At 71.4% G+C, this 18,728-nt stretch carries 16 protein-coding genes; 9 read left to right on the top strand and 7 right to left on the bottom strand.

The window, feature by feature from the left end; translation table 11 throughout:
- Positions 1 to 13 precede the first annotated feature (13 nt).
- Both SACE_RS39690 and SACE_RS09740 read right to left on the bottom strand, forming a co-directional pair.
- Positions 14 to 1,000, bottom strand: coding sequence for an adenylate/guanylate cyclase domain-containing protein (locus tag SACE_RS39690; RefSeq protein WP_031334466.1), 987 nt, complete (start codon positions 998 to 1,000; stop codon positions 14 to 16).
- Positions 972 to 1,424: a universal stress protein gene (locus SACE_RS09740; protein ID WP_009942514.1), complete on the bottom strand. Its 453-nt coding sequence runs from the start codon at positions 1,422 to 1,424 to the stop codon at positions 972 to 974. The genes SACE_RS39690 and SACE_RS09740 overlap by 29 nt, the downstream gene beginning before the upstream one ends.
- A gap of 350 nt (positions 1,425 to 1,774) precedes the next feature.
- Here SACE_RS09740 and SACE_RS09735 point away from each other — a divergent pair, with 350 nt between their 5' ends.
- Positions 1,775 to 3,232, top strand: coding sequence for an amino acid permease (locus SACE_RS09735; protein ID WP_009942515.1), 1,458 nt, complete (start codon positions 1,775 to 1,777; stop codon positions 3,230 to 3,232).
- 129 nt (positions 3,233 to 3,361) lie between these two features.
- Complete coding sequence (gene coaA / locus SACE_RS09730) at positions 3,362 to 4,294, top strand: type I pantothenate kinase (RefSeq protein ID WP_009942516.1); 933 nt, start codon at positions 3,362 to 3,364, stop codon at positions 4,292 to 4,294.
- Between the two features lie 11 nt (positions 4,295 to 4,305).
- Here coaA and SACE_RS09725 read toward each other — a convergent pair whose 3' ends face one another.
- Positions 4,306 to 4,728 carry a hypothetical protein gene (locus SACE_RS09725; RefSeq protein ID WP_009942517.1) on the bottom strand — a complete coding sequence of 141 codons (423 nt, stop codon included), beginning with the start codon at positions 4,726 to 4,728 and terminating at the stop codon, positions 4,306 to 4,308.
- On the opposite strand from SACE_RS09725, the gene SACE_RS09720 reads away from it, so the two are divergent.
- Positions 4,727 to 5,233, top strand: coding sequence for a hypothetical protein (locus SACE_RS09720; RefSeq protein WP_152538733.1), 507 nt, complete (start codon positions 4,727 to 4,729; stop codon positions 5,231 to 5,233). The genes SACE_RS09725 and SACE_RS09720 overlap by 2 nt on opposite strands.
- 16 nt (positions 5,234 to 5,249) lie before the next feature.
- Here SACE_RS09720 and SACE_RS09715 read toward each other — a convergent pair whose 3' ends face one another.
- Both SACE_RS09715 and SACE_RS09710 read right to left on the bottom strand, forming a co-directional pair.
- Positions 5,250 to 5,924 carry a DUF6114 domain-containing protein gene (locus SACE_RS09715; RefSeq protein WP_231849958.1) on the bottom strand — a complete coding sequence of 225 codons (675 nt, stop codon included), beginning with the start codon at positions 5,922 to 5,924 and terminating at the stop codon, positions 5,250 to 5,252.
- Between the two features lie 42 nt (positions 5,925 to 5,966).
- Positions 5,967 to 6,569: a DUF6230 family protein gene (locus SACE_RS09710; protein WP_231849957.1), complete on the bottom strand. Its 603-nt coding sequence runs from the start codon at positions 6,567 to 6,569 to the stop codon at positions 5,967 to 5,969.
- Between the two features lie 484 nt (positions 6,570 to 7,053).
- Here SACE_RS09710 and SACE_RS09705 point away from each other — a divergent pair, with 484 nt between their 5' ends.
- Both SACE_RS09705 and SACE_RS38145 read left to right on the top strand, forming a co-directional pair.
- The gene (locus SACE_RS09705; protein WP_009942522.1) at positions 7,054 to 9,387 is read left to right on the top strand and encodes an ATP-binding protein; all 2,334 of its coding nucleotides are present in this window, start codon (positions 7,054 to 7,056) and stop codon (positions 9,385 to 9,387) included.
- 126 nt (positions 9,388 to 9,513) lie between these two features.
- The gene (locus tag SACE_RS38145) at positions 9,514 to 9,819 is read left to right on the top strand and encodes a hypothetical protein (protein WP_152538732.1); all 306 of its coding nucleotides are present in this window, start codon (positions 9,514 to 9,516) and stop codon (positions 9,817 to 9,819) included.
- 313 nt (positions 9,820 to 10,132) lie between these two features.
- Here the strand turns inward: SACE_RS38145 and SACE_RS09700 are convergent, their stop codons facing one another.
- Positions 10,133 to 11,779, bottom strand: coding sequence for a PucR family transcriptional regulator (locus tag SACE_RS09700; RefSeq protein ID WP_009942524.1), 1,647 nt, complete (start codon positions 11,777 to 11,779; stop codon positions 10,133 to 10,135).
- Positions 11,780 to 11,954: 175 nt separating this feature from the next.
- On the opposite strand from SACE_RS09700, the gene pruA reads away from it, so the two are divergent.
- Positions 11,955 to 13,583 (top strand): L-glutamate gamma-semialdehyde dehydrogenase, encoded by a 1,629-nt coding sequence (pruA, locus tag SACE_RS09695; protein WP_009942526.1) that lies wholly within the window; start codon positions 11,955 to 11,957, stop codon positions 13,581 to 13,583.
- A gap of 254 nt (positions 13,584 to 13,837) precedes the next feature.
- Positions 13,838 to 14,767 carry a proline dehydrogenase family protein gene (locus SACE_RS09690; protein ID WP_009942527.1) on the top strand — a complete coding sequence of 310 codons (930 nt, stop codon included), beginning with the start codon at positions 13,838 to 13,840 and terminating at the stop codon, positions 14,765 to 14,767.
- Between the two features lie 117 nt (positions 14,768 to 14,884).
- On the opposite strand, the gene SACE_RS09685 is transcribed toward SACE_RS09690, so the two are convergent.
- Entirely contained in the window at positions 14,885 to 16,258 is a 1,374-nt protein-coding gene (locus SACE_RS09685) for a CitMHS family transporter (RefSeq protein WP_009942528.1), read from the bottom strand.
- Between the two features lie 188 nt (positions 16,259 to 16,446).
- On the opposite strand from SACE_RS09685, the gene SACE_RS09680 reads away from it, so the two are divergent.
- Together SACE_RS09680 and SACE_RS09675 are read left to right on the top strand one after the other, a co-directional pair.
- Positions 16,447 to 18,063, top strand: a complete 1,617-nt coding sequence (locus tag SACE_RS09680; RefSeq protein ID WP_011873521.1) for an ATP-binding protein — start codon at positions 16,447 to 16,449, stop codon at positions 18,061 to 18,063.
- The gene (locus SACE_RS09675; RefSeq protein ID WP_009942530.1) at positions 18,060 to 18,728 is read left to right on the top strand and encodes a response regulator; all 669 of its coding nucleotides are present in this window, start codon (positions 18,060 to 18,062) and stop codon (positions 18,726 to 18,728) included. The genes SACE_RS09680 and SACE_RS09675 overlap by 4 nt, the downstream gene beginning before the upstream one ends.

Below are 18,728 nucleotides of genomic sequence, written 5' to 3'. Positions count from 1 at the left end.
CAGCCTGCGGCGGTCAGCGGGCGCGGCGCAGCGCCCAGGCGCGCAGACCGCGGAAGCCCTGGACCTTCGTCGGGCCGACCGAGACCAGGTGGTAGTCCGGGTGGTCGCGCAGCGAGCCCGACACCTCCCGGTCGACCAGCACCGACGCGGGCCGGGCGACCGAGGTGAGCCTGCTGGCGATGTTGACCGTCGAGCCGTAGACGTCGCCGAAGCGGGCGAGCACCACACCCTTGGCCAGCCCGATGCGCAGCGGTGGCAGCCGCGTCGACTCGGCGATCTGCTCGTTGAGGCTGAGCGCGACCTCGGCGGCGTCGGCGGCGGTGTCGGTGACGAACAGGACCTCGTCGCCCACGGTCTTGATGATGCGGCCGCGGTTCTCGGCGACCACACCGGTGGCCAGCTCCTCGAAGTCGTCGATCAGGCTGGCCAGCTCCAGCTCGGTGAAGTCCCGGATCAGCCGGGTGTAGCCGACGATGTCGGCGAAGCCGATGACCAGGGTCCGCTCGTCCTCACCGGTGTCCCGGCCGCCGAGCTCGCGCATCGCGGTGGCGGTGAGGTGCCGCCGCCACACGTAGCCCTGCAACTGCTCCATCACCGGCATGATCGCCCCGGCGAACTGCGCGGTCGTGGCCAGGTCGCCGGAGAAGTCGTCACCGAGGACCGTCCGGAAGATGCCGACCTGCCACTCCGCCAGCCGCGACATCGCCTGCCCCAGCGAGCGCGCGACCGCCGTCTCCGCCTCGGGCGTCAGGACCTGGGCCGAGACGAGCTGCACCAGCCTGCGCAGCGCGGCCACGTCGGCGTCGGTGAACACCACGGCGTCGTCGTCGACGTGGGCGAAGCCCATGGCCTGCCAGAGCCGCTCGGCGCGCCGCAGCTCGACGCCCGCCTCCCGCGCCACGTCGGCCTTGGTGTGGCGCGCGGGGCCGCCGAGCAGGACCGTCTCCAGCTCGGGGCGCCCGGCCACCGCCTCATCGCGAGGTTCGGACAACGAGCACATCGCAGTCGGCGCGGCGCGACACCTCGGAGGGCACCGAGCCCAGGATCCGGCCCTTCACCGTGTTCAGCCCCCGGCTGCCCACCACCAGCAGGTCGGCCGAGTGCTTCTCGGCGGCCTCGACCAGCGACGCCACCGGCGCGCCGAGCACCGAGACGGTCTCGACCTCGGCGGCGCCCGCGGCACGGGCGCGGTCGGTGGCCTCCCGCAGGGTGTCCTCGGCGGGCGCGGAGCCGATCACCTGGAACGCCTCCTCGCCGAGCTCCTGCTTGGCCTGCTCGACATCGCGCTCGCTGTTCGGGTAGTACGCGCAGACGATCACCAGCGTGGCGGAGGAGTCCCGCGCGACCTCGGCGGCGCGGGCCACCGCCCGCAGCGACGGCCGCGAGCCATCCGTTCCGACGACGACCTTGCGGTAACTGGGCATCCGATCTCTCACTTCCGGCAGCGGGCTGCGTTGCACGCGGACGTGAACACTAACGATCCAGACCGCTCGCCGTCACGCATGGCGCACAGATGGTGCCCGGTGTGCTGCGGGCGGCACCACAATCCATCCTGGATAGTGCGATCGAACAACCAAATGCACGATATGTCGTCCGAAACGACAACCTGGCCGGACGGCGCCCCGGCGTAGGTTTCGCCGCAACGTGCTGCAGGCCACGTCCGGGTTACCAGCGCGGAAAGCGCTCCGGGCAGGTCGGTGACGAACACGGCTTCGCAGGTCACGCGAGCACACGTACGCTTTTCGCACCAAATGCAGGAAACAGGGAGCAACCCGTGGCAACCAACCTCCACCCCGGACGGGGGATATTCCGCCGCAAGCCTGTCGCGGACATCTCCGAGGACGGCGAGACCGGCCTGCAGCGTTCGCTGGGGCTCTGGCAGCTCACCGCGATCGGGATCGGCGGCATCATCGGGGCCGGGATCTTCTCCCTGGCCGGCGCGGTGGCCAACGAGAAGGCCGGACCGGGCGTGCTGCTGTCGTTCCTCATCGCGGGCATCGCCAGCGCCGCGGCGGCGTTCTCCTACGCCGAGTTCGCGGGCATGATCCCCAAGGCGGGCTCGGCCTACACCTACGGCTACGTCGTGCTGGGCGAGGTGGTCGGCTGGCTGATCGGCTGGGACCTGCTGCTGGAGTACACCGCGATCGTGGCGGTGGTCGCGATCGGCATCTCCGGCTACTTCAACGACCTGCTCGGGTTCCTCCACATCGACCTCCCGCTGTGGATGTCCGGGGCACCCGGCACCGAGGCCGAAGCCGGCGCACCCCCAGGCAGCTACAAGATCAACCTGTTCGCGGCGCTGCTGTGCCTGTTCATCGCTTTCATGCTCAACCAGGGCATGAAGAGCGCGGCGCGCTTCGAGACGCTGCTGGTCTACCTCAAGGTGGCCGTCGTCCTGCTGGTCATCGTGGTGGGCGCGTTCCACATCAACGCGGGCAACTACCAGCCGTTCCTGCCATACGGCATCGGCGGCGCGTTCACCGGCGCCGCGACGGTCTTCTTCGCGGTGTTCGGCTACGACGCGATGAGCACGGCGGCCGAGGAGTCCAAGGACGCCCAGAAGCACATGCCCAAGGCGATCATGTACTCGCTGGCCATCTCGATGGTGCTCTACGTGCTGGCCTGCCTGGTGCTCACCGGCATGATCCCCTACACCCAGATCAGCTCCGAGAGCGCGTTCTCCAGCGCCTTCGCCGACGTGGGCCTGCCAGCGGTGGGCGCGGTGATCGCCATCGGCGCGATCCTGGGCATCCTGACCGTGCTGTTCACCTTCATGCTCGGCGTCACCCGGGTCGGCTTCGCCATGAGCCGCGACGGGCTGCTACCGCGCTGGTTCGCCAAGACCCACCCCACGCGCAAGGTGCCGTCCCGGTTCACCTGGCTGATCGGCATCGCCTCGGCGCTCATCGCCGGTCTGCTGCCGATCGGCGAGGCCGCCGAGCTGACCAACATCGGCATCCTGCTGGCGTTCGTCATCGTGTGCGCCGCGGTGGTCGTGCTGCGCTACCGCCGTCCCGACCTGCCGCGCGGGTTCAAGTGCCCGGGCATGCCGATCGTGCCGATCATCGGCATCATCTTCTCGATCTGGCTGGTCACCTTCCTGGCACCGGAGACGTGGCTGCGCTTCGGGGCGTGGTTCGCCATCGGCCTGGTGATCTACTTCGCCTACGGCTACCGCAACTCGAAGCTGAACCCGGCCCGCAAGGGCGCTCAGATCGATCAAGGCGAATAACGTCGATCTCATCGTGCACTGCGTCACAGCGCGGTGAGGTGCGGGCGACCTAGAGTGCGCGGTGCCGCCGATGACCATCGGCGGCACCGCAGCCGCTCTGCGGAGCGTCCTCACTGCCGAGGGGTGCCTGTGACGCGCGTTCGCGAACTGAGCCCGTACGTCGAGTTGCACCGGGACCAGTGGCGGGAGTTGCGCAACTCCATGCCGCTTCCCCTGTCGGAGACCGAGCTCGACGCGCTGCGCGGCCTCGGCGAGCAGGTCGACCTCGCCGAGGTCGCCGACGTGTACCTGCCGCTGTCGCGGCTGATCAACCTCCAGGTCGCCACGCGGCAGCGGCTGCACGAGACCACCACGACGTTCCTGGGCGAGCAGTCGCGCCGCTCCAAGACCCCGTTCGTCATCGGGATCGCGGGCAGCGTCGCGGTCGGCAAGTCCACCACCGCCAGGATCCTGCGCACCCTGCTCGCGCGCTGGCCCGACCACCCCAGGGTCGACCTGGTCACCACCGACGGCTTCCTCCACCCGCGCGCCGAGCTGGTGCGGCGCGGGATCATGCACCGCAAGGGCTTCCCGGAGAGCTACGACCGACGCGCCCTGCTGCGGTTCGTCACCGAGGTGAAGTCCGGCGCGCCCGAGGTGAGCGCCCCGGTCTACTCCCACGTCGCCTACGACATCGTGCCCGGCGAGGAGAACGTCGTGCGCAGCCCCGACATCCTGATCGTGGAGGGGCTCAACGTCCTGCAGCCCGGCCCGAGCCTGGCGGTGTCGGACCTGTTCGACTTCTCCATCTACGTCGACGCCCACACCGAGCACATCGAGCAGTGGTACGTCGAGCGGTTCCTGGCGCTGCGCCACACCGCCTTCGCCGACCCGGGCTCGCACTTCCACCACTTCGCCGGCCTCTCCGACGAGGACGCGCGGGCCGAGGCCCGCCACCTCTGGCGCACCATCAACGAGCCGAACCTGGTGGACAACATCCTGCCGACGCGGCCGCGGGCGACGCTGGTGCTGCGCAAGGACATCGACCACTCCATCAACCGGGTGCGGCTGCGCAAGCTCTAGCCGGGCACCGCTCACTCGCCGACGATGGTGGCGCCCGGGATGCGCAGGGTGCCGCCGGAGAGGTCGGTGTTGCGGGCGACGACGTCGGTGAAGGTGATCTCCGGCAGCCGCAGGAAGCCCAGGTCGAGGTTCGGCGCCGGCAGCGACTCCGGCGACAGGGTGACCGGCACGAGCGGGAGCCCCGCGACGGCGAGGGTGCCCGAGAGCTGGAGGGTGTAGAGCTCGACCGGTCCCTCGGTCACCGTCGAGGTGCCGCCGGGTCTGCCCGCGGCCTTCTGCACCTTGCCGTTGCCGAGCAGACCGCGCTGGACCAGGTCGGTGATCTCCAGGCCGTCCACGGTGAAGTGCAGCGTCCGCATCGGTCTGCCCTGCACGTCCCGGTCGGCCGGACCGCGGTAGCGCACGCCGCTCAGCTTGAGCCTGGTGCCGGTCATGGTCCAGATCCGGCCCGGTCCGGGTGCGGTGCCCGTCGGCTGCGCCGACGGCAGGCCCGGCTTCGCCGCCGGCGCGGGGGCAGGCGGCGCCGTGGCGGAGCCGCTCGGCGGCGCGGACGCCGTGGTCGAAGGCGGCGGGGTCGAGGCCGATGGGGTTGGTGTTCCCGACGGACGCGGCGTCACCGAAGGACTCGGCGTAGTCGAAGGGCTGGGTGTCGCCGAAGGGCTGGACGTAGTCGACGGGCTCGGTGCGGTCGACGGGCTCGGTGCGGTCGTCGACGGGGGTGCCGTCGAGGACGACGGTGCGGCCGAGGACGACGGAGTCTCCGAGGGGCTGGCCGACTTCGAGGGCCGGCTCGTCGGCGCCGGTGTCGACGTGGTTCCCGGGCTCTGGCACGGGACGAGCACCTGCACCAGCGGGCACAGCACCCCGCCCTGCGCGGAGGCGGCGGGCGCGGCGAGACCGCCCAGCACCACCGCCAGCGACGCGGCCGCCGCGAGGTGAACGCGCGGCAAGTCCCTCACGCACCCGTCCGGTCGGTTGAGCCGGCCGGACGGGACGACCGGGACCGCACCGCCGCAACTCCGGAGGCGACGATCCCGGTCGGCTCCGCGGACGCCGTATCGCCGACCTGGTCATCGCCGCCCCGGCGGCGAGCGCCGGGCGACCACGCCAGCGCGAGCGCCGCGCCGGTGATCCCGAGCAGCGTGCCCAGCAGGAACGACCCGAGGTTCGAGGTCACGATCGCCACCAGCGACAGCAGCAGCGCGACGACCCCGGCGCCGACCCGCAGCTCCGGCCGGGCCCAGAACGAGATACCGCAGCTCACCAGCACGACCCCGATCACCAGCGACGAGATGCCGCCCATCGTGTTGAGCGAGATCATCGCGTCGCCGAACCGCAGGGACGCGTACGGCGGGAACAGCACGACCAGGCCGGACGCGGTGGTGAACAGCCCCGCCCAGAACGGCCGTCCCCGCCGGAACTTCCGGAAGCGCCCGGTGTCGCGGGAGTCGCGGGAGCGCCCCGTATCGCGGAAGCGCCCGGTGCCACGGGCACGACCGATGTCGCGGAAGCGCCCGGGTTCGCGGGCGCGCCCGGCGTCGCGGGAGCGCCCGGGTTCGCGGGAATCGCGGGAGTCCGGGATGCCCTTGCGTGCGGTCCTCGCGTCGCTGCCATGCACCACTGGGGTCACCACCCGTTCGTTCGAGGAGTCGGGGTCAGGAAGGCGATCGGGTCAGAAGCACTCGTCGTGGCCCGCGCTCGCGGCGATGCGGACCTGGTTGAGCTTGAGAGTGGAGGCCGTCGTGGACCACGCCACCTGGCGCAGCCGGTCGATCTGCGCCCCGTCGGCCTGGATGCCGAAAGCACCGGACGGCCCCTGCGCGCCACCGGGCCCCTTGTCGAAGGTCGCGGCGTCCCGTCCGATCTCGACGTTGCTCAGCGTCATGTCGCCGCTGACCTGCTCGACGCCGAGCACCATGTTGTCGGCCGACATGCCCGCCTGGCCGGGCGCGGCGATCTTCACCGTGACGTCGCCGACCACGGGCAGCGCGGGCACGACGAACGACTGGCAGAAGTTGTCGATCCGGGCCTTGCGGAAGCCGTTGACCAGCACCGGGTGCGCGCCCGACGAACCATGGTCGACCGACCCGTACTGCACCACTCCCTCGCTGACGAGCTTGTCCCCGGAGGCCTTGTAGCTCATGCCCGACACCGAGAACGACGCCGCGAGCGCACCCCGGGTCAGGCCCGTGAACATCAGTCCGACGCCCGCGAGCCCGACCACGAAGACGAGCGCGAAGACCTTCCATCGCGTGCGTCCGACCACCGTGCTCATCGCCATTGATCCACCTCCGCCACCACCACCGCCGAGGGCCCGGCCGGATCGTCCGGCCCGTCGGAGGGAGGGCCGGACGCCCCGGCCGACCCTGCCCGGCGGCAGGACCGGCTTCGTCGCCGTACACCGGCGGCCCGGTGATTCAGCACCCGCGGCCCCGGCTGTTCGTTTCCTACTCCCGAGTACAGGAGCGGGGTGACGAGACTGGCGCATCGGCGCTGGGGGTTGTACCCGTGCAAATACCTGGTTCGATACGCATACCGACCGTCCGGTCAACCTGCTGTGCCCGGACAGTCACGCGACGTCGGCGCAAGCCGGACGTTGCGGACAGCCCGCCCGCGACCGGGTGCCCGACCGCGGGGAAGCACGGACGGCCGGAGCCGACCGCCGGACCGCAGAGCAGCGCGGAAGGCCGGACCGGGGTGAGGGCCGACGTCTGATCACGCGGTCTACACCTCGTGATGCCCCGTACTAGTCTGTTCGCGTGGCACGGACCACCACCGAACGGCGCAGTGCGGGCAACCTGCCCGCGGGAACGACCAGCTTCGTCGGACGGCGGCACGAGCTCACCGAGGTCAAACGACTGCTGTCGGTCTACCGGCTGGTCACGCTGACCGGTCCGGGCGGGGTGGGCAAGACCCGGCTGTCGATGCGGGTCGCCGCGGACGTGCGCCGGGCCTTCCACGACCAGGCGTGGTTCGTCGACCTGGGCGAGCTGCGCGAGCCGAACCTGGTGCCGCAGACCGTCGCCGAGCAGCTGGAGATCCACGAGCAGTCCTCCCGGCCGGTGCAGGACGCCGTCGTCGAGCGGCTGGGCGCGGGCCCGACGCTGCTGGTGCTCGACAGCTGCGAGCACCTGGTCGACGCGTGCGCCGCGCTGGTCAACACGCTCATCCAGGTGTGCCCCGAGCTGCGGGTGGTGGCCACCAGCAGGCAGTCGCTGGGCCTGGTCGGCGAGTGCACCTACACCGTGCCGCCGTTCGAGGTGCCCGATCCCGAGCACGCCGGCTCGCCGAACGCGGTCGCGCACTTCGACTCGGTGCGGCTGTTCGTCGCCCGCGCGGCGGCGGTGCTGCCCAGCTTCGAGGTCGACCAGAGCAACTACCAGGCGCTGGCCCGCATCTGCCACGACCTCGACGGGATACCGCTGGCGATCGAGCTGACCGCGGTGCGCCTGCGCTCGTTGTCTCTGGAGCAGATCGCCGACCGGCTGACCGAGCAGCACCGGCTGCTCGGCGAGGCCACCCGCGGCCTGCCGCCCCGGCAGCGGACGCTGCGCGCGCTGATCGACTGGAGCTACGAGCTGTGCTCGGCGCCCGAACGGCTGGTGTGGGCGCGGGCATCGGTGTTCTCCGGCAGCTTCGACCTCGACGCGGTCGAGCACGTCGCCAGCGGCGACGGGGTGGCCGAGGCCGACGTGCTGGGACTGGTGGACGCGCTGGTGGACAAGTCGATCTTCCTGCGCGACTCCGGGCAGGCCGTCGCGCGCTACCGGATGCTGGACACCACCCGCGCCTACGGCGTCGAGAAGCTGGCCGCCGGGGGCGGGCACGAGGCGGCGCGGCGCCGCCACCGCGACTACTTCGCCGGGCTGACGCGGCGCTTCGCAGCCGAGTGGCTGGGCCCCGACGAGCCCGCCTGGATCAACCGGCTGTGGCTGGAGCACCCGAACCTGCGGGTGGCCTTCGACTACTGCGCCCGCCAGGAGGGCGAGGCCGAGGCCGGGCTGCGGATGGTGGTCCAGCTCGCCGACTTCCTGTCCCTGCGCGGCTACCACACCGAGACCCGGATGTGGCTGGACCGGCTGCTGGCCTCGGCGACCGAACCGTCCCACGAGCGCCTTTCCAGCCTGATGCTCGACGCCTGGTTCGCCTTGCAGCAGGGCGACGCGGGCACCGCCCGCTCGTCGCTGGGCGAGTCGGAGGACCTGGCCGCCCGGATCGGCAGCTCGGAGGAGCTGGCCTACCTGGCGCACCTGCGCGGGATGGAGGCGCTGGTCGAGGCCGATGTGGACCGCGCGGACCCGCTGTTCGGCGAGGCCTACGAGCGCTTCCGGACGGCGGGGTCGCTGCGCGGGGAGATGCTCACGCTGTTCCTGTACGGGCTGACCGTCGGCCACCGCGGCCAGGCGGAGAAGGGCCGGATGCTGCTGGACGCCTGCATCGACAAGTCCGTGCGGCTCGGTGACACCTTCTGGCGTTCGCACGCGCTGTGGGCGCACGCCTACGTCGACGTCGCCGCGGGCGAGCCGGAGCGGGCGGAGCGCTCGTGCAAGGAGTCGCTGCGGCTCGGCAGGCTGCTGGCCGACCGGACCGCGATGGCGTTCTCGCTGGAGACCCTGGCGTGGGTGGAGGCGACTCTGGGGCGGCACGGCCGCGCCGCCACTCTCTTCGGCCTCGCGGCGTCGGTGTGGGAGTCGCTGGGCGGCTCGCCGGAGTTCTACTCCAGCTTCGCCCACGCCCACCACGCGCACGTGGCCGGCGTGCGCGAGGCCCTGGGAGACAGCGCCTACGAGCAGGCGTTCGAGCAGGGGCACCGGTTGTCCGCCGCGCAGGCCGTGGACTTCGCGCTGGAGACCGAGCGGCCGCGGGACGCCCGGCAGCCCACCGGGGAGCAGCCGCTGCTGACCAGGCGGGAGTTCCAGATCGCCGAGCTGGTCGCCGAGGGTTTGACGAACCGGGACATCGCGGCGCGGCTGGTGATCTCCACGCGGACCGCGGAGGGGCACGTGGAGAACATCCTGACCAAGCTCGGCTTCAGCTCCCGCACTCAGATCGCCGCTTGGGTCACCGCCCGCCAGGAGTCCGCCCAGCGCTGACCGTCGAGCGCCGGGCTTGCGCGTCCGCACCGTGCCCGTCTGCACATCGATTGCTGACCAGAAAAGCACAATTTTTGCAGGTCGATCATCACCGCGCTTGCGATGTGATATACAACACATGCAGTCGTGCTGGAATTCCTGAACGGGCGAAGAGCCGTAATTCCAGCCAGCTGCATTTCCAAGGAAACCAGAACCGAAAGAGAAGAAACGCGATCCACGAAAAGAAGAAGCAAAACCGGGAACCGCATCCCGCATTTGGAAGGAACCGCGATGCCCCTCTCCGCATCATCCCCTATTGTCGTAGCTCCCCAGCAGGCCGAGGACGCCTGCTGGGAGCCGGCGGAACTGACCAATCCCGATCGCCGCAGGACAACAGACGCTCTGAACGTTGCCGAGACCGACGAGAGCCACCTCATCCGAGGCTACGACTGACCCGGCCACGGATTTGCCCGGGAATGCCGTGCGACGCCCTCGGAAGGCAGAGCTGAACATGGCGACAGCGATGGCCACCCGGGTTACGACACCATCTGCGGCCGGCACCTCATCGAATCACTGCCCGCGGTGCACCGAACGGCTTGTATTGCATCTGATGCGACATCGGGCCAGCGTGCGAGTCGGTTCGCCCGAACATGTTCAGAAGCGGCTTTGACCTCAGCTGACAACCGGCTTTCCTCGTGGGTCCCGCACCGCCCCCATGCCGGAGGAGAGCAACTCCTCCTGGCGCCGAAGACGTGGCACACCCGCGTCAACGGCGACCGGTTCCCGTGCGCCGCGCCAGCAGCAGTTGCAGGTGCGCGCTCAGCCGCTCGGCCGGGTCGCCCAGGTCGATGCCGCTGATCTCACCGGCCCGCCGGACCCGGTAGCGCAACGTGTTGGGGTGCACGTGCATGCGCTCGCTGGCGGCCCGCACGTCACCGAACTCCTCCAGGTAGGCCAGCAGCGACCGCGCCAGCTCGGTGCCGTGCTCGGCGTCGTGTTCGGCGAGCACGGCCAGCCGCGCGTCCCGGAACCGCTCGTTGCCCTGCAGCAGCGTGAGGACCTCGCTGAGCACGACCTTCGCGCGCACGTCGGAGATGGTGGCGATCGAGGTCCGCAGGTCGTGGGACAGCGCGTCGAGCACCCGGTCGGCCTCGGTGCGCGACTCGGCGACCTCGTCCAGGGTCGGCACCGCCGAGCCGACGCCCGCCTGCACCCGCGCCCGCAGGTGCTGTCGCGAAGCCGCGGCGATCTCGCGGGTGAGGCTCAGCGCCGCGGAGGCCGCCGAGCGCTCCGGCAGGTCCGGCAGCAGCACGTACACCCGCGAGCCGATGGTGGTGACCAGGGCGCTGCGGCGGTAGGCCGAGGCGTGCACGGAGATCAGGCTGGTCATCTCGGAGCGCTGGAGCTCCAGGTCGGACCGATCCTGGCCCGCGGCGTCGGCGGGCCGCAGGGTGAAGACCACGACCACGGCCGGCTTGTCCGCGTCGGCGCCGATGTTGTCGGCGACCGAGCGGGCGTCGACCCGGCCGTCGAGCAGCCCGGCGAGCAGGTTCTCGCGGAAGCGCGGCCCGGCGGTGGCCTCGGTGCGCTGGCGGATGAGCTGCAGCGCCGCCACGCGGGCCGCGCCCAGCAGCGCCTTCTCCGAGCGCTCCGACAGCGACCGCTCGCCCTCCTGCACCCAGATGGTGCCCAGCGGCTGGTTGCCCGCGTGGATGCCGACCGCCATCCGCTGCCGGATGCCCAGCTCGGGGCGCTCGTCGATGCGCACGACCTCCTCGCCCGCGCGCAGCCGCTGGTAGACGCCCCACTCGCGCAGCATCGCCAGGTACGGCTCCGGGCCCTGCCTGCCGAGGATGGACAGCCTGCGCAGCTCGTCGACCTCGTCGTCGGAGCGGGAGTAGGCCAGCACGCGGTTGGCGGTGTCCTCGATGCTGACGATCCCGTCGGTCATCGCCGCGACGGTCTGCGCCAGCGAGAACAGGTCGCCCAGCGCCTCCCCCACGTCGGCGTCGGTGGTCAGCCGGGCGTTGTCCACCGCCGATCGGGCGAAGGACTCAAGCTGCTCCCACCGCACCTCCGGGCGCACGCCCAGCAGGGCCACCCCGCCGTCGATCGCGGTGTCGCGCAGCGCGCGGGCGTCGCTCTCGGCGTGGACCTTCACCGCGACCGCGGCGGCACCGTCGCGGGCGGCGGCCCGGACCAGGCGCATCGCCGCGCGCCCGCGGGCGCCGATGACCAGGACGAGGTCCCCGCGGCGGGTGCCGGAGTCCTCCTCCGGGTCGACAATGACGACATCGCGGACGTCGACGTCGAAGCCGCTCGGCGCCGCGAGGACGTCGACCAGCGGCTCGCCCACCGCGATGAGGAGCTGACGCAACGGCACGCCTGCCGAGTCGACGCCGATTTCCCGCACTTCCCGTTCCTTTGTTCAACCGAACAACCCGATCGGGTCAACGATAGCCGATCGGACAACTCCGCAAGCCCGCCGAACTCCTAATCTCCGAGGTAACAGAACTCTGGGGCACTCTGCGCCGGCGCAGTGCTCCCCGAATGCACGCAGCGACTTCTCGCAAGGAGGCGAAATGGCCATGGATGCCATCACTTCGGTCCCGGTCCCGTCCAACGAGCCGGTCAAGACCTACGCTCCGGGCTCGCCGGAACGGGAGTCGCTGCAAAAGCGCATCGCCGAGCTGGAGTCCGAGCGCATCGAGCTGACCTCGACCATCGGCGGCCAGCAGCGGATGGCCGGCGGTGAGCGCTTCGACGTGGTGCAGCCGCACAAACACGCCCACGTGCTGGGCACCTGCGCCCAGGCCACCCACACCGATGTCGCCGACGCGGTGGCCGCGGCCAAGGGCGCGGCCGCCGAGTGGGCCGCGACCCCGTTCGACGAGCGCGCCGCGGTCATCCTGCGCGCCGCCGACCTGCTCGCGGGCCCGTGGCGCGACACCATCAACGGCGCCACCATCCTGGGCCAGTCCAAGTCGGTGCAGCAGGCCGAGATCGACGCCGCCTGCGAGCTGATCGACTTCCTGCGGTTCAACGTCCACTACGCCCGCCAGATCATGGCCGAGCAGCCCAACTCGGTGCCCGGCGAGTGGAACCGGATGGAATACCGCCCCCTGGACGGGTTCGTCACCGCCATCACCCCGTTCAACTTCACCGCCATCGCAGGCAACCTGCCCACCGCCCCGGCGCTGATGGGCAACACCGTGGTGTGGAAGCCCACCCCGTCCCAGCAGTTCGCCGCGCACTTCACCATGCGCCTGTTCGAGGCCGCCGGCATGCCGCCGGGTGTGATCAACATGGTCACCGGTGACGGCCAGGCCGTCAGCGACATCGCCCTGCCCGACCCGGACATGGCCGGGCTGCACTTCACCGGCTCCACCGCCACCTTCAAAAAGCTCTGGCGCACCATCGCCGACAACCTCGACACCTACCGCAGCTACCCCCGCATCGTCGGGGAGACCGGCGGCAAGGACTTCATCGTCGTGCACCCCTCGGCCGACCCGGCCCCGCTGGCCACCGCGTTCGTGCGCGGCGCGTTCGAGTACCAGGGCCAGAAGTGCTCGGCGGCCTCCCGCGCCTACGTGCCCCGCTCCATCTGGGAGGGCGGCCTGCGCGAACAGCTGGCCGAGCTGACCCGCACCATCAGCTACGGCGACGTCACCGACTTCTCCCACTTCGGCGGAGCGGTCATCGACGCCCGCGCGTTCGCCAAGCACAAGGCCGCGCTCGACCGCGCCGCCAGCACCCCCTCCATCGAGGTCCTGGCCGGCGGCGGCTACGACGACTCCGTGGGCTACTTCGTCGAGCCCACCGTGCTGGTCGGCACCGACCCCACCGACGAGGTCTTCACCACCGAGTACTTCGGCCCCATCATCGCCGTGCACGTCTATGAGGACGCCAAGTACTCCGAAATCCTCGACGTCGTCGACACCTCCAGCCCCTACGCCCTGACCGGCGCGGTGTTCGCCACCGACCGCAGCGCGATCGACGAAGCCCACCGCACGCTGCGCCACGCCGCGGGCAACTTCTACGTCAACGACAAGCCCACCGGCTCCATCGTCTCCCGCCAGCCCTTCGGCGGCAGCCGCGCCTCCGGCACCAACGACAAGGCCGGCTCCCTGTTCAACATCCAGCGCTGGACCAGCCCCCGCGCCATCAAGGAAACCTTCAACGCCCCGACGCAGCACACCTATCCGCACATGGGGTGAAAGGCGCCCGACGGCGCTTTTCACGGCGCGCCAGCGCCGCCTGCGCGCAGCGCGGGCCCGTTCTGGACACCAGGTCGGCGCCCGCACGGGCCTCTTCGGAGGCCCTCGGCCCCGCCCCACAACGCGGGTCCGCGCTGAACGCCCACTTCCGACACGCTTCGCCGGCGTGCATCCGCGCTCCGCGCGGATGGCGCTGGCGCGCCACTCGAAGCGCCATCGGGCGCTTCCAGCCTGAACAGCCGAAGGAGAGCACGATGCTCCGGACTCCTCTGCTGGCCGCGGCCCGCTCCACCGGTGTGCGAAAGCTCGTCGAGGCCAACCCGCTGACCAGCTCGGTCGTGGATCGCTTCGTCGCGGGCACCGCGCCCGAGGACGCGGTGCGGGCCACCCGGTCGCTGAGCGACCAGGGCATGCACGTCACCCTCGACCACCTCGGTGAGGACACCCTGGACGCCGGCCAGGCCACCGCCACCGTGCGCGCCTACCAGCGGGTGCTCGCCGAGCTCGCCGAGGCGGGGCTGACCGGGCGGGCCGAGGTGTCGGTGAAGCTCTCGGCGGTCGGGCAGTTCCTGCCCAAGGACGGCGAGAAGATCGCGCTGGAGAACGCCCGGCTGATCTGCGAGGCCGCGGCCGCGGCGGGCACCACGGTCACCCTGGACATGGAGGACCACACCACCACCGACTCGACGCTGGGCATCCTGGCCGACCTGCGGGTGGACTTCCCCTGGGTCGGCGCGGTGCTGCAGTCGTACCTGCACCGCACCGAGGGCGACTGCCGCGACCTGGCCACCGCCGGGTCCCGGGTCCGGCTGTGCAAGGGCGCCTACGCCGAGCCTGCCTCGGTGGCCTTCCAGGGCAAGCAGGAGGTGGACCGCTCCTACGTGCGCTGCCTGAAGGTCCTGATGAACGGTGCCGGTTACCCGATGGTGGCCACCCACGACCCGCGCATGATCGCCATCGCGGGCGACCTGGCGGCCAGGGCCCGGCGCGCCCCCGGCAGCTTCGAGTACCAGATGCTCTACGGCATCCGCACCGAGGAGCAGCGCCGGATCGCCGCCGAGGGCGACCGGCTGCGGGTCTACGTCGCCTACGGCGACGAGTGGTACGGCTACTTCATGCGCCGTCTCGCCGAGCGCCCGGCCAACCTGGTCTTCTTCCTGCGCTCGCTGCTCAGCAACCGCTGACCCCGGTGCCCGGCCCCCGTTCGAAGCGGCCCCCCGAACGCTTCGACCGGGGGCCGTTCCACATCCGAGGAGGGGCGGACGACCACGTCGTCCGCCCCTCCCGCGCAGGCCCCCGGGTCAGTGGATCGCGATGATCCCGATGCCGAGCCCGCTGGCGATGACCACCGCGCAGACCACCAGCGCCCACTTGATGGCGAAGCGGTGGTGGTCGCCGAGGTCGACCTTGGCCAGTCCGATGAGGACGTACATCGCCGGCACCAGCGGGCTGAGCATGTGGATCGGCTGGCCGAGCAGCGAGGCCCGGGCGATCTCCATGGCGCCGATGCCGTGCTGGGCACCCGCCTCGGCCAGGATCGGCATCACGCCGAAGTAGAAGGCGTCGTTGCTCATGAAGAAGGTGAGCGGGACGCTGAGCACCGCGACGATGACGCTGAAGAACGGGAACAGCGCGTCCGGCATGGCCACCAGCAGGTACTGCGCCATCTGCTCGATCATCCCGGTGCCCGAGAGCACGCCGGTGAACACCGCCGCGGCGAACACCATCGCGACGACGGCCACCACGCTGTCGGCGTGCGAGGCGATGCGGGCGCGCTGCTGCTCCAGCCGCGGGTAGTTGACGATCAGCGCGAGGCCGGTGCCGATCATGAACAGCACCGCGATCGGCAGCACCCCGATGATGAGCGCGGTCAGCAGCACCACCGTCAGCCCGGCGTTGAACCAGATCAGCTTCGGGCGCAGGGACTCGCGGTCGGGGGCCAGGACGTCGAAGTCCGCCGAACCGCCGCGGGTGGTCTCGTCCGAACCGCCGCGGATGTCGTCGCCGCCACCGGTGACGGACGGGCCGCCCGCGCCGGCCAGCACCGGGGCACCGGTGCGGGTGCGGAGGCGGGCCCGCTCGCGCAGGCCGAGCGCGTAGGCGATCGCGAACACGGTGACCAGTCCGGCGGCCAGCGCCGGGATCATCGGCACGAACAGCTCCTGGGGGTCCAGCCGCAGCGCGCTGGCCGCGCGCGCCGCCGGGCCGCCCCACGGCACGACGTTGAGGACCGCGTTGGTCATGCACGCCAGGCCGGTCATCAGCACCGGGCTCACCCCGAGCTTGCGGTAGATCGGCAGCAGCGCGGAGACGGTGATCATGAACGTCGTCGTGCCGTCGCCGTCCAGCGACACCAGGGCCACCAGCGCGACCGTGCCCATGATGAGCCGCAGGGGGTCGTTTCGGGTCAGCCGGACCACGCCGCGCGCGATCGGGTCGAACAGGCCCGCGTCGATCATGATGCCGAAGTAGATGATCGCGAACAGCAGCATCGCCGCCGTGGGCGCCACGTCGGTGATGCCCTCGGTGATCATGTCGCCGAGGTCGGGGGCGAAGCCGCCCAGCACCGCGAAGACCGCGGGCACCACGATGAGCGACACCATCGGTGAGAGCCGTTTGCTCATCACCAGGTAGAGGAAAACGGTCACCATGCACAAGCCGAGCAGCGCGATCAACGCCTTCCTCCCTCCTTCGAGGACCGAGCGGTCCTCGTGACGACTACCGAGTGGCCCCGGTTACATCGGTGTTTCGTTTCGCGGAACCGTAGGTGACCCGGTTCACCTCGGGGAATGTTGTTCGCGTTGTTCTTCTATCCCGCGTTCGACGCGTTCTGCGCGTTTTGCTCGACGGGTATGGTCGAGGCATGTCACGCCGCCCGATGCGGTTCGCGCGGCAGGCGTTGCTCCTCCAGATCGGGTTAATCACCCTGGTCACCGCAATCGGGTTCCTGCTCGTGGCGTCGCTGCTCGACCGCAACCTCACCGACCAGTACGGCGAGCGCGCACTGGGCGTCGCCCGCGCGGTCGCCGCCGACACCGGCCTGGCCGACGCGGTCGCGGGCGGGTCGCAGCAGGCCGTGCGCGACGAGGCCGAGCGCGCCCGCGCGGCCACCGGTGCGCTGTTCGTCGTGGTGACCGACCGCGGCGGGGTCCGGCTGTCGCACCCGAACCCCGACGAGATCGGCGAGCACGTGAGCACCGACCCGAGCTGGGTGCTGGCCGGGCACGAGGTGGTCAACGTCCAGCGCGGCACCCTCGGGCTCTCGGCCCGGGGCAAGGTGCCGCTGCGCACCGCCGACGGCACCGTCGTCGGGCAGGTCAGCGTCGGGTTCGACGCCCAGCACATCGAGACCGCGCTGCTGCGGCTCATCGCCACCTCGGCGGCGTTCGCGGGCGGGGCGCTGCTGGTCGGGGTGGCCGGGGCGGCGTGGCTGACCCGCGTGCTCAAGCGGCGCACCCTCGGGCTGGAACCGCACGAGCTGGCGGAGCTGGTGCGCCAGCGCGAGGCGGTGCTCTACGGCATCGGGGAGGGCGTGCTGGCCGTGGACGCCGCCGGCCGGGTGTCGGTGTGCAACCGGGAGGCCGAGCGGCTGCTGGACACCCGGATCGAGACCGGTTCCCGGGCGGCCGACCTGGACATCCCGCCTCGGCTGCGCGAGGTGCTGCTGGCCGGGCGGCCGGTGAGCAACCTGATCACCGTCTCCGGCGACCGGGTGCTGGTGGCCGGGCACCGGCCGGTCCGCCGCGACGGCACGGACCTGGGAGGGGTGCTCAGCCTGCGCGACCGCACCGACCTGGAAGCGCTCAGCCAGGAGCTGGAGTCGGTGCGCGGCATGACCGACACGCTGCGCGCGCAGCGCCACGAGTTCACCAACCGGCTGCACACGCTGTCCGGGCTGCTCCAGACCGAGCGCCACCAGGAGGCCGTCGAGTACGTGCAGGCGCTGTCGACCGGTTCGGTCGCCGGGCTCGGCCCGGCCGCCGACGCGGTGCGCGACCCGTACCTGGTGGCGTTCCTGTCGGCGAAGAAGGCCGGGGCGCTGGAGCGGGGCGTGGAGCTGGAGCTGGGCGAGACGAGCTGGGTGCCCTCGGCGGTCGCCGCGCCGGTGGAGGTGGTGACCGTGGTCGGCAACCTGGTGGACAACGCCATCGACGCCGCCCGCACCGGCTCGCGACGGCCCGCCCGGGTGGAGGTCGACCTGCTGGCCGACGGCACCACGCTGCACGTGTCCGTCGTGGACAACGGGGACGGCGTGTCCGAGGCGCTGCGGGAGCGGATCTTCACCGAGGGCGTGTCGTCGAAGGGCGGCGGCAACCAGGGGCTCGGGTTGGCGCTGTGCCGCCAGGCGGCTCGCAGCCTCGGTGGTGACGTGCGGCTCGCGGAGCCCGACGGTGCGGGCGGGGCGGTGTTCGTCGCCGTGCTGCCGGGTGTGCTGGAATCCGCGACCGGTCCGGTCGACGAGCGGGAGGCGGAGCTGTGATCAGGGTGGCCGTGGTGGACGACGACTTCCGGGTGGCCCAGGTGCACGCCGAGTTCACCGAGCGGGTGCCGGACTTCAAGGTGGTCGGCGTCGCCCACAGCGCCGAGCAGGCCCGCGAGCTGGTCGACACGCGGAACCCGGACCTCGTGCTGCTCGACAACTACCTCCCCGACCGGTCGGGCATCGCACTGCTGGCCGAGCTCGACGTCGACGCCATCATGCTCACCGCAGCCACAGACCCGGCATCGGTGCGCGCGGCCCTGGCGGCCGGCGCGCTGAACTACCTGGTGAAGCCGTTCACCGCCGAGCAGCTCGGGAGCAGGCTCACCGCCTACGCCCGTTACCGGGGCCGCCTGCCGGTGACCGGCGGCGCGGTCGACCAGGACGAGATCGACCGCGCGATGCGGCTGCTGCACGAGGGCGACCGGCCCGCCGCGCCGAAGGGCCAGTCGCCGCTGACCTCCCAGCTCGTGCTGGATGCGTTGCAGCGCGGGGAAAGCGCGCGTTCGGCTGCCGAGATCGCCGAGGAGCTGGGCATCGCGCGGGCGACCGCGCAGCGCTACCTCGCCGCCCTGGCGCAGGACGGCAAGGCGCGCATGACCTTGCGCTACGGGGCCAGCGGCCGCCCCGAGCACCAGTACGAACCGCTGTCCTCGCCGCGTTAG

Origin of the sequence: Saccharopolyspora erythraea NRRL 2338 (genome assembly GCF_000062885.1) — a bacterium.
Classification (GTDB): Bacteria; Actinomycetota; Actinomycetes; order Mycobacteriales; family Pseudonocardiaceae; genus Saccharopolyspora_D; species Saccharopolyspora_D erythraea.
Note: the sequence above shows the minus strand (reverse complement) of the source record. Positions and strands in the feature narration are given on the sequence as shown.